The 15781-nt window shown below is 69.2% G+C and carries 10 protein-coding genes; 4 read left to right on the top strand and 6 right to left on the bottom strand.

Annotated elements, in window-relative coordinates; all coding sequences use genetic code 11:
- Positions 1-172 precede the first annotated feature (172 nt).
- The 5 genes from BLU81_RS02105 to BLU81_RS47525 all read right to left on the bottom strand — a co-directional run bounded on the left by BLU81_RS02105 (position 173) and on the right by BLU81_RS47525 (position 9358).
- On the bottom strand, positions 173-1909 hold the full coding sequence (locus BLU81_RS02105) for an ABC transporter ATP-binding protein (RefSeq protein WP_197686097.1): 1737 nt from the start codon (positions 1907-1909) through the stop codon (positions 173-175).
- Positions 1899-2657 carry a sulfotransferase-like domain-containing protein gene (locus BLU81_RS02100; protein ID WP_157751097.1) on the bottom strand — a complete coding sequence of 253 codons (759 nt, stop codon included), beginning with the start codon at positions 2655-2657 and terminating at the stop codon, positions 1899-1901. The genes BLU81_RS02105 and BLU81_RS02100 overlap by 11 nt, the downstream gene beginning before the upstream one ends.
- On the bottom strand, positions 2615-2821 hold the full coding sequence (locus BLU81_RS02095; RefSeq protein ID WP_092541096.1) for an MbtH family protein: 207 nt from the start codon (positions 2819-2821) through the stop codon (positions 2615-2617). The genes BLU81_RS02100 and BLU81_RS02095 overlap by 43 nt, the downstream gene beginning before the upstream one ends.
- A complete protein-coding gene (locus BLU81_RS02090; protein WP_092541094.1) occupies positions 2818-8751 on the bottom strand; it encodes a non-ribosomal peptide synthetase in 5934 nt (1977 codons plus the stop codon). Before BLU81_RS02090 ends, BLU81_RS02095 begins: the two co-directional genes overlap by 4 nt.
- A 259-nt stretch (positions 8752-9010) precedes the next feature.
- Positions 9011-9358, bottom strand: coding sequence for a hypothetical protein (locus BLU81_RS47525; RefSeq protein WP_157751095.1), 348 nt, complete (start codon positions 9356-9358; stop codon positions 9011-9013).
- A gap of 116 nt (positions 9359-9474) precedes the next feature.
- Here BLU81_RS47525 and BLU81_RS49080 point away from each other — a divergent pair, with 116 nt between their 5' ends.
- Entirely contained in the window at positions 9475-9729 is a 255-nt protein-coding gene (locus tag BLU81_RS49080) for a hypothetical protein (protein WP_172890467.1), read from the top strand.
- Positions 9730-9805: 76 nt separating this feature from the next.
- On the opposite strand, the gene BLU81_RS02085 is transcribed toward BLU81_RS49080, so the two are convergent.
- A complete protein-coding gene (locus tag BLU81_RS02085) occupies positions 9806-10438 on the bottom strand; it encodes a TetR/AcrR family transcriptional regulator (protein ID WP_092541092.1) in 633 nt (210 codons plus the stop codon).
- A 102-nt stretch (positions 10439-10540) separates the two neighbouring features.
- Here BLU81_RS02085 and BLU81_RS02080 point away from each other — a divergent pair, with 102 nt between their 5' ends.
- From BLU81_RS02080 to BLU81_RS02070, 3 genes are read left to right on the top strand one after another with little or no spacing between them, the layout of a single operon-like run.
- Positions 10541-11848: an MFS transporter gene (locus BLU81_RS02080; protein ID WP_092541090.1), complete on the top strand. Its 1308-nt coding sequence runs from the start codon at positions 10541-10543 to the stop codon at positions 11846-11848.
- Positions 11849-11868: 20 nt separating this feature from the next.
- Entirely contained in the window at positions 11869-13074 is a 1206-nt protein-coding gene (locus BLU81_RS02075; RefSeq protein ID WP_092541088.1) for a glycoside hydrolase family 1 protein, read from the top strand.
- A 28-nt stretch (positions 13075-13102) separates the two neighbouring features.
- The gene (locus BLU81_RS02070; RefSeq protein ID WP_092541086.1) at positions 13103-15376 is read left to right on the top strand and encodes a glycoside hydrolase family 3 N-terminal domain-containing protein; all 2274 of its coding nucleotides are present in this window, start codon (positions 13103-13105) and stop codon (positions 15374-15376) included.
- Positions 15377-15781: the final 405 nt, after the last annotated feature.

Genomic DNA, 15781 nt, shown 5'->3' with positions numbered 1-15781 from the left:
GCGTTGTCGCCGAAGGTCCAGTTCTTCGAACCATCCCAAACCCTCGGCGGCATGGTCGAGCAGGCCGCTGTGATCATCAACGAACACGCGAACCCATCGACCCTGAGAAGATGCTCGACCACCTCTCCCGCCTCTGGGCAGCGGCCATCGGCCTGCGGCCGAGCCCGGCTTCTCAGGACGTCAGCGTGGCGTAGTGGCCGCCGATCATCATCAGGCGGTCGTGGGTGCCGACCTCCAGGATCCGGCCCTCGCCCATGACGACGATCTGGTGGGCGTTGCGGATCGTGGACAGCCGGTGGGCGATGGTGACAGTGGTACGGCCGCGAGCGAGGGCGTCCAAGGCGGTCTGCACCGCCCGTTCCGTCGAGTTGTCCAGCGCGCTGGTCGCCTCGTCCAGCACCAGGATCGGCGGGTCGCGCAGCAGTGTCCGGGCGATCGCGATCCGCTGTTTCTCACCGCCGGAGAACCGGTGACCACGCGAGCCCACCATCGTGTCGTAGCCCTTCGGCAGCGCCATGATCACGTCGTGCACCTGTGCCGTCCGGGCGGCCCACTCCACCTGCTCGTCGGTGGCGTCCGGCCGCGCGTACCGCAGATTCTCCCGGACCGAGGCGTGCAGCAGGTACGTGTCCTGCCCGACCATGCTGATCACCCCGACCAGCTCGTTGAGCCGCAGCGCCCGCAGGTCGAACCCGTCGACGGTGATCCGGCCCGCGGTCGGGTCGTAGAGCCGCATGATCAACGCGGCCACCGTGCTCTTACCCGAACCGGTCTCGCCGACCAGGGCCAGCGACGAACCGGGCGGCACGTCCAGGGTGATGTCACTGATCGCGGGCTTCTCGTTGTCCGGATAGGTGAAACCGACGTGCTCGAACCGCAGGTGGCCGCGCACCGGCAGGGGCAGGCTGACCGGCAGGATCGGGTCGTCGACCTCGACCGGCAGGTCCAGGTATTCGAAGATCCGCGCGAACAGCGCTGTCGAACTGCTCCAGGTGACACCGACGTCGAGCAGGCTGGTCATCGGCTGGAACAGCCGGCCCTGCAGGGCGGTGAAGGCCACCACCGTGCCGATGGTCAGGTCGGCGGCACTCGGCACGATCCCCGCGCTCAGGTAGATGAGCGCGGGGATGGTGGCGAACATGATGTTCATCGTGGCGCCCCGCCAGCGCCCGGCGAGCTGCGAACGCAGTTGCAGCTCGACGAGACGGGACGACGACCCGGCGAAGCGTTCGATCAGGGCCGGGCCGGTTCCCATGATCTTGCTGAGCTGCACGCCGCTGATCGACAGGCTCTCCTCGACGATCACGTTGAGGTCGGCGAGTTCCCGCTGGCGTTTGCCGGTGATCTCCTTGCGCAGCCGGGCCATCCGGCGGGCCAGCAGCAGCGCGGGCGGCAGCGCCAGCATCGACACCAGGAAGAGCTGCCAGTTCAGGGCGAGCATCGCGATCGACGTGGCGACGGCGGTGGTCACGTTCGACGCGATCGAGGTGGCGGTCGAGGTGACCACCGCCTGCATGCCGCCGATGTCGTTGGTGATGCGTGACTGGATCTCACCGGCCCGGGTGCGGGTGAAGAACGCCACCGACTGGCGGTGCAGGTGGGTGAAGACGTCCACCCGCAGCGTGTGCATGACCCGCTGGCCGATCCCGGTGGCGATCCAGGTCTGGGTGATGCCGAACACCGCCGTCAGGACGGCGACCATGATCAGGCCGCCGACCAGCCAGCCGAGCAGCCGCACGTTCCCGGTGGGCAACGCACGGTCGATGATCTCCCGTACCAGGAACGGGGTGGCCATGTTCGTCAGCGACGACGCGACGATGATGGCCGTGACCGCACTCAGCCGGGGCCAATGCGGTTTGAACAGCCGCGCGATCCGGCGCGGCGAGACGTCGGTGGAGCTAGACGACACTGCGGGCCCACTTGCGCAGTACGTTGTAGTCCGGCCGATGATGCCAGTAGCAGTCGTACAGGAACCTGTCGTTCTCGGTGGTGGACCGGTAGGCACGCTCGGAACGGGTGAAGCCGGTGCTGCCGGCCGCGTCCCGGTGCCACTGCGAGGTGCGGCTCCAGACCTCCTGATCGCCGGCCCGCCAGGACAGCGACGACGCCAGGAACGGGATACCGGCGCCCCGGCAGTACCGTTCGATCGCACCCGCGGCGTCGGTCAGCAACTCCTCGGCCTCCACCACGTACGGCTGTTCCCCGGTCACCTCCCGGACCCGCCGCGCCATCTCCACCAGATGTCCGTAACCGATCTCCTCGCAGACCATGTCCGCGTTCATCGCGTAGTGCGACGGGATGACCCGCCGCGGATCACGGATGATGAAGGTGTGCCGCCCCACCTGCGGGATCCGGTCCCCGCCGTTGCCGAGATAGTCGTACTCGGTGGTCTCCTTGACGAACACCGGATGGTCCATGGCCCGGTCCTCGAGATGTTTCAGCAGCTCGTCGTGGCTGGTCACGGTGTGGTCGCCGACCTCGGTCCGGCCCTGCACGACGATGCTGGAGAACGGTTCGTGGAAGACCTCGTGGTCACCGCGTTCCAGCATCATCCGCAGGAACGCCGTCGACATCGACCGCGGGGTACCCCAGAGGAACAGCAGGTCCGGGCCCGTCACGCCGTCCGCCCGATCAGGCTCGCCGGGCGGATGTCCCACCAGGACTCCTCGACGTAGGCCAGGCACTCGTCGCGGCTCTGCGGCCCGAAGACCTGGCGCCAGCCGGCCGGCACGTCGATCACCTGCGGCCACAGCGAGTGCTGTCCCTCATCGTTGACGAGCACGAAGAACTCGATGTCGGTACGTTCGAACGGATTGGTCATGCCGTCGGCCCTTCGGTAGGAGTGAGGCGCAGGTGCTCGGACACCCGCGCGCCGATGATCTGCAGCACCTCGGCCCGAGCGAGCTGCCGGTGCTTGTAGTCGAGGGCCATCACGTCGACCGCGCCGGAGACGTACGGGAGCCACATCGGTGCGAAGTGGTGCTCCTGCGGCCGGGCCGCGACCGCCTCGACGAACAGGATGTCGCCCTGGAAGACCGAGAACCGGTGACTGTCGGCGATCTTGATCAGGTTCTCGTAGAAGTCGACGGTGGCCCGGCCCTTCTGCCGCATCAGGAACGAGTAGGGCCCCTGCCGCTCACGCAGGTGCTCGTACAGGATGTCGCCGGTCAGGTGCGGGCGCTCAGCAGCGGGAAGGTTGAGGTCGAAGTGGTGGGCGAGGGCGTTCAGCCGCTCGACCAAGGTCACCGGGCGGTGCGGCGTCGGACGGGCGTCGAGCATCGCGACCAGGGCCACCTCGTGACCGGCACGCTGCAGCTGCACACCCATCTCGTGGGCGATCTCCCCACCGGTGCTCAGGCCGAGCAGGTGGTAGGGCCCCTCCGGCTGGACGAGGCGGATCTGCTGGACGTAGTCGGCGGCCATCGCGGCCATGGTCGCCGGCAGTTCCTCACCCGGGTCCAGTCCGCGGGCTTGAACCCCGTACACGCCGAAGGTCTTCGGAATGGCGTTGACCAGCGGGTAGTAGAGCCAGCTGAGCCCGCCCAGCGGGTGGACGCAGAACAGCGAGACAGGGCTCGACCCGGTGCGCAACGGCACCACCACGTCGAGGGTCGCCTCCTCGGGCTCGTCGGCGAGCCACGTCGCCAGGTCCTTCGCGGTCGGCACCGCGGAGACCACCAGCGGGTTGACGGCCACCCCGAACTCGACCTCGATCGCCCTGGTGAGCGCCTCGACGGTCTCCCGGCCGCCGCCGAGGTCGAAGAGGTTGTCCTCGGCGGCCACCGAGTCGACGCCCAGGGCCTGCGCGACCAGGGCACGCATCCGGTCCTCGGCCGAGGTCCGTTCCGGAGGCGCGTCCGGCAACTGGGTCAGTTCGCCGACACGGTCGGCCAGATCGGCGAGTGTCAGGCTCTCGAAGACGTACCGGAAGGGCAGTTCCACCCGCATCTGTGTCCGGACCTCGTTGACCATCTGCATCGCCAGCAGCGAGTGGCCGCCGAGGGCGAAGAAGTTGTCGTCACGGCCCACCCGGTCGACGCCGAGCAGGCCGCGCCACACCTCGGCCAGAGACTCCTCGACCGGGCCGGCCGGCGGCACGTGGGCCCGTTCGCGGTCGGCTGTGCCGGGGTCGGGCAGCCGGCGGCGGTCGACCTTGCCGTTGACGGTGACCGGGAAGGCGTCCATGGCCACGAACGCCGACGGCACCAGGTGTGCGGGCACCACCGCGGGCATCTGCCGCCGCAGCCGGACCGGGTCGGGGTCGAAGCCGGTGACGTACGCGACGAGGCGTTTGTCCACACCGTCGCCGTGCACCATCGCGACCGCCTGCTCGACACCGTGCAGTCCGAGCAGCGCGGCCTCCACCTCGCCGAGTTCGACCCGTACGCCGCGGATCTTGACCTGTTCGTCGTCGCGGCCGAGGAACTCGATCGCCCCGTCGGACCGGCGGCGGGCCCGGTCACCGGTGCGGTACATCCGCTCGCCCGGCGTGAACGGGTCGGCGACGAACCGCTGCGCGGTCAGGGCCGACCGGTTCAGGTAGCCGCGGGCAAGCGGGCGCCCGGCGATGTAGATCTCGCCGGGCATGCCGAGCGGCACATGGTCCAGGTCCGGGCCGAGCACGTAGACCCGTGCGTTGGCGATCGGGACGCCGATCGGCGCGCTGCGGCCCTCGTCGTCGTCACCGCACAGCCAGCTGGTCACCCCGATGGCAGCCTCGGTCGGCCCGTACAGGTTGTGGATCAGCGTCTCGGGCAGCGCCTCGGCGAAGCGGCGGCGCAGGCTGTGGGTCAGGGTCTCGCCACCGGCGATGATGTGGCGCAGGCTGGTGCAGCCGACGGCGCCGGGTTCGCGCAGGAACATCTCCAGCATCGACGGGACGAAGTCGACGAAGGTGACCTGTTCGCGCTGGATGAGGTCGACCAGGTAGCGGGGGTCGCGGTGCCCGTCGGGCCGGGCCATCACCAGGGTCGCCCCGTTGGTCAGCGCCCAGAGCAGTTCCCACACCGAGGTGTCGAAGGTGACCGGCGACTTCTGCAGCACCCGGTCCTCGGCGCCGAGGGTGAACCTGTCGTCCATCCAGGCGATCCGGTTGCTGACCGCCGCGTGGACGTTCACCACGCCCTTCGGGGTGCCCGTCGACCCGGAGGTGTAGATCGCGTACATCGCGTCCTCGCCGTCCACCGCCACACCGGGGTCGTACACCGGCTCGTTCGCGGCATCGCCGACGTCGAGCAGCAGGTGGTCGTGACCGGACAGCCGGTCCCGGGTGGCAGCGTGTGTCACGACGGCCCGGACGCCGGTGTCGGCGATCATCGAGGCCAGACGGGCGGGCGGCAGGTCCGGGTCGAGCGGGACGAACGCACCACCCGACTTGCCGATCGCGAGGACCGCCACGACCAGGTCGAAACTCCGCTCCACGCTCACGCCGACCAGCACGTCACGGCCCACGCCGAGCGCGATCAGGCGATGCGCCAGCCGGTTCGCGCGGCGGTTCAGTTCCCGGTACGACAGGCCGGCGCCCTCGAAACGTACCGCTGTCGCGTACGGTTTCCGGCGGGCCTGTTCCCGGATCAGCTCGTGCGGCCAGCGCCGGTCGCCCCGGTCGCGGACCTCTCCGGCGCTCATCGCCTCGACGGCGAGCCGTTCCGGCCCGCTCATCAACGGCAGGACACTGATCGGTACGCCGGGTCGCGCCACCGCCTCGGTCAGCAGCCGGCCGAGCATGGCGACCATCCGCTCGGCGGTGTCGTGGTCGAACAGGTCACCGGCGTACATCACCTCGCCGCCGATCCCGGCCGGCCGGCCGTCCTCGTCGAGGAACTCGACGAACTGGATGCTCAGGTCGAACTTCGCCGACCCGGATCCCACACCGACCCGCTCCGAACGCACCCCGTCCAGGCCGAACCGCGCCGACTTGCCGACCTGCGAGGCGACCATCACCTGGAACAGCGGATGTCGGCCCGGTACGCGCGGCGGGTTCAGCTCCTCGACGACACTCTCGAACGGCACGTCCTGGTTGCCGAACGCCAGCAGGTCCTGCTCCCGCACCCGGTCGATGAGCTGGCCGAACGACGGGTCACCGGTGAGGTCGGCCCGCAGCACCAGGGTGTTGACGAAGAAGCCGACCAGATCCTCCAGGGCCTCGTCGACCCGGCCGGACACCGGCCACCCGAGCGGGATGTCGGTACCGGCACCGAGACGGAACAGCACCGCGGCCACCGCCGACTGCAACACCATGAAAGTGGTGGCGCCGTGCCGCCGCGCCGCCTCGGCGACCCGCTCGTGCGTCTCAGCGGGCAGCGACACCGGCACCGACCGGCCGCGATACGTCGGTTCGGCAGGCCTGCCCCGGTCGACGGGCAACGCGATCTCGTCGGGAACACCTTCGAGCAGTTCCTGCCAGTACGCGATCTGCGGCCGCGCCAGCCGGACCAGGTCACGCTGCCAGACCGCGAAGTCGGCGTACTGCACCGGCAACTCGGTCCACCGCGGCGGATGCCCGGCCCGGCGCTGCTCGTACGCCTCGGACAGGTCACGCATCAGCGGTTTCATCGACCCGCCGTCAGCGGCGACGTGGTGCACGACCAGAACCAGGACGAAGTCCTCCGGCCCGATCTCCAGCAGTCGCACCCGCAGCGGGATCCGCGCCGTCAGGTCGAAGCTCTCGCGGACCATCCGCTTGACGGTGTCCTGCCAGCCGGTCTCCGCGATCGGCTCGCGAACCAGCAGCTCGCCCAGCTCGGCCATCGGCACCACCTGCTGGTACGGCTGCCCGTCCAGCACCGGGAACCGGGTACGCAACGGCTCGTGCCGCCGGACCACATCGGTCACCGCAGCCCGCAGAGCAGCCTCGTCCAGGCCGTCGGCGAGCCGGACCACCACCGGGATGTGATACGCCCCGTCGCCACCACGCAACTGCGCGGTCAACCACATCCGCTGCTGCGGGTACGACAGCGGCACCCGCTCCGAACGCACCTGACGCCGCAGCACCGGCCGGACACCGGTCTTCAACACCGACACCCGCCGGGCCAGGTCAGCCAGCGTCGACGTCTCGAACAGGTCCCGGACCGGCAACTCCACGTTCATCACCGACCGGACCCGGTTCACCAGCTGCGTCGCCAGCAGCGAATGACCGCCGAGCCGGTAGAACTCGTCGGTACGGCCGACCCGGGTCACCCCGAGGATCTCCTCCCACAACCGGGCCAGGGTCTGCTCCACCGCGCCGACCGGAGCGACGTAGTCGCGCTGCCCCGACTCGGCCCCCGGATCCGGCAGCGCCTTCCGGTCGACCTTGCCGTTCACCGTCACCGGCAGCACGTCGACTTTCACCAGCACCGACGGCACCAGATGTTCCGGCACCAGCCCGGCCAGATCCCGGCGCAGCGCGGCCGGTTCCGGACCGCCGTCGTCGGTCACCACGTAGGCGACCAGCCTGCGGTCCGCGCCGTCGCCGTGCGGCACGACCACCGCCTGGTCCACTCCCGGCAGGCTCATCAGCGCCGACTCGATCTCACCCGGTTCCACCCGGACACCCCGGATCTTGACCTGGTCGTCGGCGCGGCCCCGGTACTCCAGCTGCCCGTCGGGCCGCCGCATCACCACGTCACCGGTGCGGTACATCCGCTCACCGGGCGCCCCGAACGGGTCCGCGACGAAACGATGGGCGGTCAGCCCGGTCCGCCCGGCATACCCACGGGCCACCCCGGCCCCCGCCAGGTACAGCTCACCAGTTGTCTGTTCCCGCAGCAGGTCGTCCAGCACGTACGCCCGCACGTTGGGCAACGGCCGCCCGATCGGCGGCACACCGTCACCGGCCAGCGGGTCACTCACGGTCGCCGCCACGGTGCCCTCGGTCGGCCCGTACGCGTTGAACATGCGCCGTTCGCGACTCCAGCGAGCCGCCACCGCCGGCGGGCACGCCTCCCCCGCCACGATCAGCGTCACCGACTCCGGCAGTCCCCCGGCATCCTCCACCGCGGACAGCAGCGACGGCGGCAGCGTCACGTGGGTGACCCCACGGCTACGCACCAGCTCCACCAGTTCCGGGCCAGGCACCAGCCGGGACCGGTCCGTCACCACCAGGGCCGCACCGGACAGCAGCGTCGTCCACACCTCGGACACCGAAGCGTCGAAACTGACCGACGCGAACTGCAGCCGCCGGCAGCCCGGCCCCAGCCCGAAGATCGCCGTCTGCGACCGCACCAGGTTCCGAGCACTCGCATGGGTCACTACGACGCCTTTCGGTACGCCCGTCGACCCTGACGTGTAGATGAGGTAGGCGGCGTGGTCCGGCAGCAGCGCCTCGTGCCGGTCGGCGTCCGTCACGGCGCCACCGTCCAATCCGGAAAGCTCGCCCGCGGTCTTCGGGTCGTCGAGCACCACCTCGGTGATCGCGGACGAAGGTTCCAGGCGCGCGCCGGCGGTCGTGACCACGCATCGGGCCCGCGCGTCGGCCATCATGAACTCGGCCCGCACGGCCGGGTAGGCCACGTCCACCGGCACGTACGCCCCGCCGGCCTTCGACACCGCGAGGGCGGCCACCACGAACTCGACTCCGCGGGGCATCCGCAGCGCCACCACGACCTCGGGGCCGACCCCCTGGTCGATCAGCAGCCGGGCTAATCGGTTGGATCGCCCGTCCAGCTCCGCGAACGAGACCATCGCGTCGTCACACACCACGGCGGTCTCTTCGGCGCCGCGCTCCACCTGCGCGGCGAACATCTCCGGCAACGTCCACGGATCGCTCACAACGGCCTCCTCGGAAGGGCGCCCGGGACCCCGGCGCCGTTGACAAGTACGACGATCTTTAACGCCGCGCACAGTCCGCCACTGTGGAGGAAAGCCACAGAAGCAGCAAGATGGCGAATATCATCAGGATCGCGGTACACAAAATGGACCTCAGCCGCGTCGCCCTCTGTCGAGAGACAGACGTTGGAGCACATCATCAAGTAGGCCTCGGCCTATGAAACCGATAGGTATTGCGTAATACCGTCTCGACTAACGAAGGTCAGGAGATACAGAACGGCGCGGACCCTTCGATACCGAGGCCCTTGCAGTCGTAGCCGCTACCTTCGCCGTGATACATGCAGCCCTTGCCAATGAACTGAAACAGGTACCAACCGTCACCGACGGTGGTGGTTATGCCACCGGGGAGGCCGCCGCCCACCCCTCCGCACACTCCACCGAACCGAGCGACCAGCCCTTCGAGGTCCTTTGGCTCAGGGCCGGCGGCTATCCCGGCAACGTCAGTCGACGGCGCGAGAGCAGCCGCTCCGGGGCGGATGAAGCCGGGCGGCGCAAGCGGAAAGCGCGAACAGAACAACGGCAACGGGCAGCACCTGACGGTGACGTACAAACATTTCAGGCTCCTCAGAATCGCGACAGGCGCGCGGCGGCGAGATGAATCCTCGGCCACCGGCGCAGTCCGCGATATCCCGCTTCTGTGCCACCGTCCACAGTGCCTGCCGATTGGTGGCCACCCGCCGCGTCCACCTACTCGAGGTCACCGCCAACCCGGACCACGCCCGGGTCGCCCAGCAGGCCCGCAACCTCGTCACGGAACTCGACGAACGCACCGGCCGATTCCGGTTCCTGATCCGCGACCGGGACGGCGAATACAGCGCCGCGTTCGACGAGGTCTTCACCGCCGAACCACGATCCGACCGTCGTCATCGCCATGAACGCCCCGGTACGACATCGGCAACGTCTCGGCGGCGTGATCAATGAATACCACCGGGCAGCCTGACCCGATCTTCAAAATGCCTACTCACGACCATGTATAGAGTTTCGGCGCGGTACAGCCTCAGGATGACGGCGCCACCCGAGGGGCAACCGAACGAAGGAAGGCGCTCAGCGTCGCCACGGGGTTCACCTCGTCCGGGTGGTAGAGCCATTGCAGTTGCAGGCCGTCGCTGAGGGCGACGAAGGAGGCGGCGAGCTCGGCCGGGGTCAGGGTGGTGTCCAGGACGCCGGCTTCGGCGAGGGTCTCGAAGGCGTTCCTGACGACCAGGCGTACGTTCGCGTACCGCTTGAGGTAGTGCTCATGGGAGGGGTGGCCGGGGCTGGTCGCCTCGGCGGCGAGCGTGGTGTGCAGCTCCACCATGCCGGGAGTGCGGTTGTCCTCGGCCACGATGTCCACCATCGCGAGCAGCATGACGATCCCGGTCAGGCGGGTGATCTGGGTGCCCGCCCGCGCCTCACGTCGCTCGAGGATCTCGAAGAGCAGGTCGGTCTTGCTGGTGAAGTGGTGGGCGAGGCCGCCCTCGCTGAGGCCGGCGCGCTGTGCGATCTCCTTCATCGCCGCGGCGTGGTAGCCGGTGGCCGCGAAGACCTCGACGGCCGCTTCGATGATGCTCTCGCGCACCTTGCGGGTCTTCGCGTAAGGCCCACGGGAGCGCGGCGGCGCGGCGGTCGCGCGGTCGTCTCGGGAAATCATGCGAAAACCTTACCGCAACATTTTTTTCATGCTACGGTCCCGAAAACCACGCCGCGGCATTTTTTTCGCGACGGCGTTCCCCCTCGCTCGAAGGAATTCGCGATGGCAGACATAAAGGAACCGAACGCGCGCAGCGCAGCCGCATCCCCCGTCGGCAGCGACGACACGCCGCCGGTGAACGCCCGTTACATCTGGCTGGTAGTCCTCGCCTACCTCGGCGGGATGATCGCGCTCGTCGCCCCGGTCGGCATCTCGCTGTCCCTGCGGATCGAGCAGCTGCTCCCGGAGAACGTCGAGGTCCTCGGCTACGTCGTGGGTATCGGCGCCGCCGCGTCCGCCATCTCGATGCCCCTGGTCGGGATGTGGAGCGACCGCACCCGCACCCGCTTCGGCCGGCGGCGCCCGTTCTCCCTGGGCGGCACGATCCTCGGCCTGATCGGCCTGGCGCTGATGGCGGTCGCCCCCAACGTCTGGGTGCTGGCCCTCGCCTGGATGGTCGCGCAGATCGGCTGGAGCAACGCCAACAACTCGCTGATCCTGTCCCAGGCCGACCGGCTGCCCGAGTCGCAGCGTGGCAGGGTCGCCGGCCTGTCCGGCTTCGCGCAGATGATCGGCGCCGTCATCGGCGTCGGCATCGCCAGCGCGTTCATCGGCAACAACTTCCTGGTCTTTCTCGCCCCAGGCTTTGTCGGCCTGGTGTTCGTGCTGCTGTGGGTGACGCTGGTGCCGGAGGCCGACAGCCGCGGCCTGGTCGAGAACACCCAGAAGCTCACCCTCGGCAAGGCGCTGAGCGACATGGTCTTCAAGCCGAGCGCGTACCCGGACTTCGCATGGAACTGGCTGGGCCGGCTGATCTTCAACTTCGGCGTCACTTTTTCCACCACCTTCACCACCCTGTTCTTCGCCTCCCGCGTAGGTGATGGAGGAGTGGCCGATATCGGCGGCCTGATCGCGATCCTGTCCCTGCTCGGCGTGGTCGCCACCGCCGGCGGTGCCCTGCTGGGCGGCATGCTGTCCGACCGGCTGGGAAAGCGGCGCATCTTCGTCCTGTTCTCCGGCATCGCCTTCACCGCAGGTGCGATCACCATGGCCTTCGGCGGGTCTGCGGTCGGCGTACTCATCGGCGGGTCGTTGATGTGCAGCGTCGGCCTGGGCGTGTTCTCCGCCGTCGACCAGGCGATCGTGCTCGACGTCCTGCCCGAGCGCGACACCGAGGCCGGCCGTTTCCTCGGCATCAACAACTACGCGACGAGCATCGCGCAGGCCATCGCACCGGTCATCGCGGCGCCGCTGCTGCTGATCGGGATGACCGGCGACGACAAGAACTACGGTCTGCTCTTCCTGATCGCCGCGGTGTGCACATTGATCGGCGGCGTCCTGGTGACCGCCAAGGTCCGCGGCGCCAACTGACCGGAAAGGAGCCACCGACCATGGACTTCCCCGCGACCTTCCTCTGGGGCGCCGCCACCGCGCCCCACCAGACCGAGGGCAACAACCTCAACAGCGACTGGTGGGCCCGTGAGACCCTCGTGCCCGGCATGGAACCGTCCGGCGACGCGACCGACAGCTATCACCGGTACGGCGAGGACATGCGCCTGCTCGCCGACGCCGGGCTCAACGCCTACCGGTTCGGCGTCGAGTGGGCCCGCATCGAGCCCCGTCCCGGCCAGTTCTCCCACGCCGAACTCGCACACTACCGACGCATGATCGGCACCGCGCTTGAACTCGGGATAACCCCCGTGGTGACCCTGCACCACTTCTCCAGCCCGCGCTGGTTCGCCGAGGAGGGCGGCTGGCGGGCGCCGAACGCCGCCGACCGGTTCGCCGCCTACGTCACGAAGGTGACCGAGATCCTCGACGGCGTCGACTGGGTGGTCACCATCAACGAACCCAACATGATGGCCATGATGGTGATGGTGCAGGAGGCCATGCGTGCCGGGCAGTGGCAGCAGTGGCAGAGCCCCACTGTCGACGGCGACGCCGAACGCGACCGGATCGCCGCGAATCTGCCGTCGCCCACCGTCGAATACGCGCAGCCGTTCATCAAGGCCCACCACGCGGTACGTGACATCGTCCGTGCTCGCACCGGAGCGAAGGTCGGCTGGTCGATCGCGAACGGGGCGCTCACCGCGGCGCCGGGTGCCGAGCACAAGCTCGCCGAGATCCGCTACCAGCAGGAGGACGTCTACCTCGAAGCCGCTGCCGGCGACGACTTCATCGGCGTGCAGTCCTACTCCTCGCAGCAGGTCGGCCAGGACGGTGTCGTCGCGCACCCCGATCACCCGGACAACACGCTGACCGGCGCCGCGTACCGGCCCGACGCGCTCGGTATCGCCGTGCGCCACGCCGCCGCCGTCACCGGGCTGCCGGTCCTGGTCACCGAGAACGGCATCGCCACCGGCGACGACAGCCGCCGCATCGATTACACCCGGGAAGCGCTGCGCGGGCTCGCGGCAGCGATGAACGACGGCGTCGACGTACGCGGATACCTGCACTGGTCGTTGCTGGACAACTACGAGTGGGGCCACTGGGGGCCGACGTTCGGGCTCGTCGCCGTCGACCGGCAGACGTTCGCCCGTACCCCCAAGCCGAGTCTTGGCTGGCTGGGCGCGACCGCCCGATCCGGCCTGTTGTGATTGCCGTTCCGCAACGAGAGAAGAACCCGTGACTCTGCCCTACCGCGACCCGAACCTCTCCATCGAGGCCCGTGTCGACGACCTGCTCGCCCGGCTCACCCTCGCGGAGAAGGCGGGGCAGCTGACCCAGTACTTCTATCTGGGCGTGGCGATGAACATCCCCGCCGACTTCGACATCGAGTCGCTCCCTGAGGAGCACCGTGCCTTCCTGCGGCAGCCACTCATGGTGCAGGCCGCCATCCGCAGCGGCGGCACCGGCGCGGTGCTGTTCGCCAAGGACCCCGCCACCATCAACCAGTTGCAGAAGATCGCCGCCGAGCAGAGCCCGCACGGCATCCCGCTGCTGGTTGGCTACGACGTCATCCACGGCCTGCGCACCATCTTCCCCGTCCCCATCGCGATGGCCGCGACCTGGTCCCCGGAGGTTGCCGAGAAGGCCCAGGCGGTCGCCGCCCGCGAAGCTCGCGCGGTCGGCATCAACTGGACGTTCGCCCCGATGATCGACGTCACCCAGGACCCCCGCTGGGGCCGCATCGTCGAAGGCGCCGGCGAGGACCCCGTCCTGACGTCGGCCATCGCCGCCGCCCAGGTCCGCGGCTTCCAAGGCGACCTCACCGAGCACAACGTGCTGGCCGGACCCAAACACTTCGCCGGGTACGGCGCCTCCCGCGGCGGCCGTGACTACGACGACGCCGAGATCTCCGACGCCGAGTTGTGGAACGTCTACCTGCCGCCGTTCCGGGCCGCGATCGAGGCCGGCGCCGCGAACGTGATGAGCGCCTACATGGACCTCAACGGGGTGCCCGCCTCCGGTAACACCTGGCTTCTCACCGACGTGCTCCGCGACGAGCTCGGCTTCGACGGATTCACCGTCTCCGACGCCAACGCCGTCCGGTCCCTGCACACCCAGCACTTCGCCAGGGACCTCACCGACGCCGCCGCACGAGCGCTCGCCGCGGGCTTGGACATGGAGATGGCCATGTTCGACCCCGCCTACCAGCGCATTCCGGATGCTGTCGCCGTCGGGCAGCTCACCGAGAAGGAGGTCGACCAGGCCGTACGCCGGGTGCTCACCGCCAAGTTCCGGCTCGGCCTGTTCGAGAACCCGTACGTCGACCAGGAGGCGGCCGCCACGGTGCTGACCGCCGAAAGCGCTCGCGAGCTGGCCCGGGAGGCAGCCGAGCGATCCATCGTCCTGCTCAAGAACGACGGCGAGCGGCTGCCGCTGGCAGCCGGCAGCAGCGGAACCGTAGCCGTCATCGGGCAGCTCGCGACCGGTCAGCGCGACACCCTAGGCCCCTGGGTGTTCGACCACGACACCGCCGAGACCGTCACCATCCTCGACGGCCTGCGGGCCCGCGCCGAGGACGGCACCACGATCGTGTACGCGCCCGGCGCCGGCATCACCGAACGCATCCACCCGTCCCCGTTCGACCGGATGGACCCGACCGTCGAGACGACACCGGCCGACTACGACCACGACACCGCCATCGACCAGGCGGTCGAGCTGGCCGCCGGCGCCGACATCGCCATAGTGGTCGTCGGGCAGCGGCAGAACCAGATCGGCGAGAAGGCCTCCGTCTCCACCCTCGACCTGCCCGGCCGTCAGCTCGAACAGCTCCAGCGCATCCACGCCACCGGCACCCCGGTGATCCTCGTGGTGATGTCCGGGCGCCCGCTCGACCTACGGTGGGCCGACGGCAACGTGCCCGCCATCGTGCAGGCCTGGTACCCCGGAACCCGCGGCGGGGACGCCGTCGCGAGCGTGCTGTTCGGCGACGTCTCACCGGCCGGGCGGCTGCCGTTCACCTGGCCCCGTCACGTCGGGCAGGTCCCGATGATCTACTCCCATCACCGCACCTTCCAGCCCGAGGAACAACACCAGCGGTACACCGACGACGCCAGTACCCCGCTCTACCGGTTCGGTCACGGGCTGTCCTACGCACAGTTCGCCTACAGCGACCTCGCCGTCAGCCACGACCGCATCGCCGTCGGGCAGCACCTCACCGTCACGGTCACGGTGACCAACACCAGCGAACGCACCGCCGACGAGGTCGTCCAGCTCTACACCCACCAACGGTACGGCACCTCGACGCGCCCGATTCGCGAGCTCAAGGCGTTCCGGCGGGTCACGGTCGCGGCCGGGCAGAGCATTCCGGTCGAGTTCACCCTCGGCCAGGAGCAACTGCGTTACTGGAGTGCTGTGACCCGTGGCTTTGTGCAGGACGAGACCACCATCGACGTCTTCGTCGGTGGATCGTCGGCCGCCGACCTGACCGTCACGTTCGACGTCGGTAGCTGACCACGGTTGCGGCGGCGGTCCTGCCGAGCGCAGGCCGCCGCCGGGGTTCCGGTTCACTGTGCCCGTCGAGCGCTGGGTGGCGCCGCAGTGGAGCGGGATACCGCAGCGGGTCGATGCAGGGCCGGTCGCCCGCTGGCATGGTGGGAGTGTTCCGGCAAGGAGGTCTGATGGTGTCTCGGCAAGCGGTGGCCTGCGGCCACCTGCTCGTGGTCGTCCCACAGGATCAGCTGCGCGACTCGTTGACCGATCAGTTGTCGGCTACCAGTTACGTGGTCACCGCGGTGGCGACCGGCGCCAAGGCGATGGCGCGGATTGCGGACGGCCACGTCGACCTCATCGTCGTTGATATCGACATCCCCGATCTGTACGACCTGGCCGGCCGCCGCCCGGTTATCGCCGAAGCCG

It is taken from the genome of Actinoplanes derwentensis (assembly GCF_900104725.1).
Classification (GTDB): Bacteria; Actinomycetota; Actinomycetes; order Mycobacteriales; family Micromonosporaceae; genus Actinoplanes; species Actinoplanes derwentensis.
This window is presented reverse-complemented; position numbering and strand designations above follow the sequence as displayed.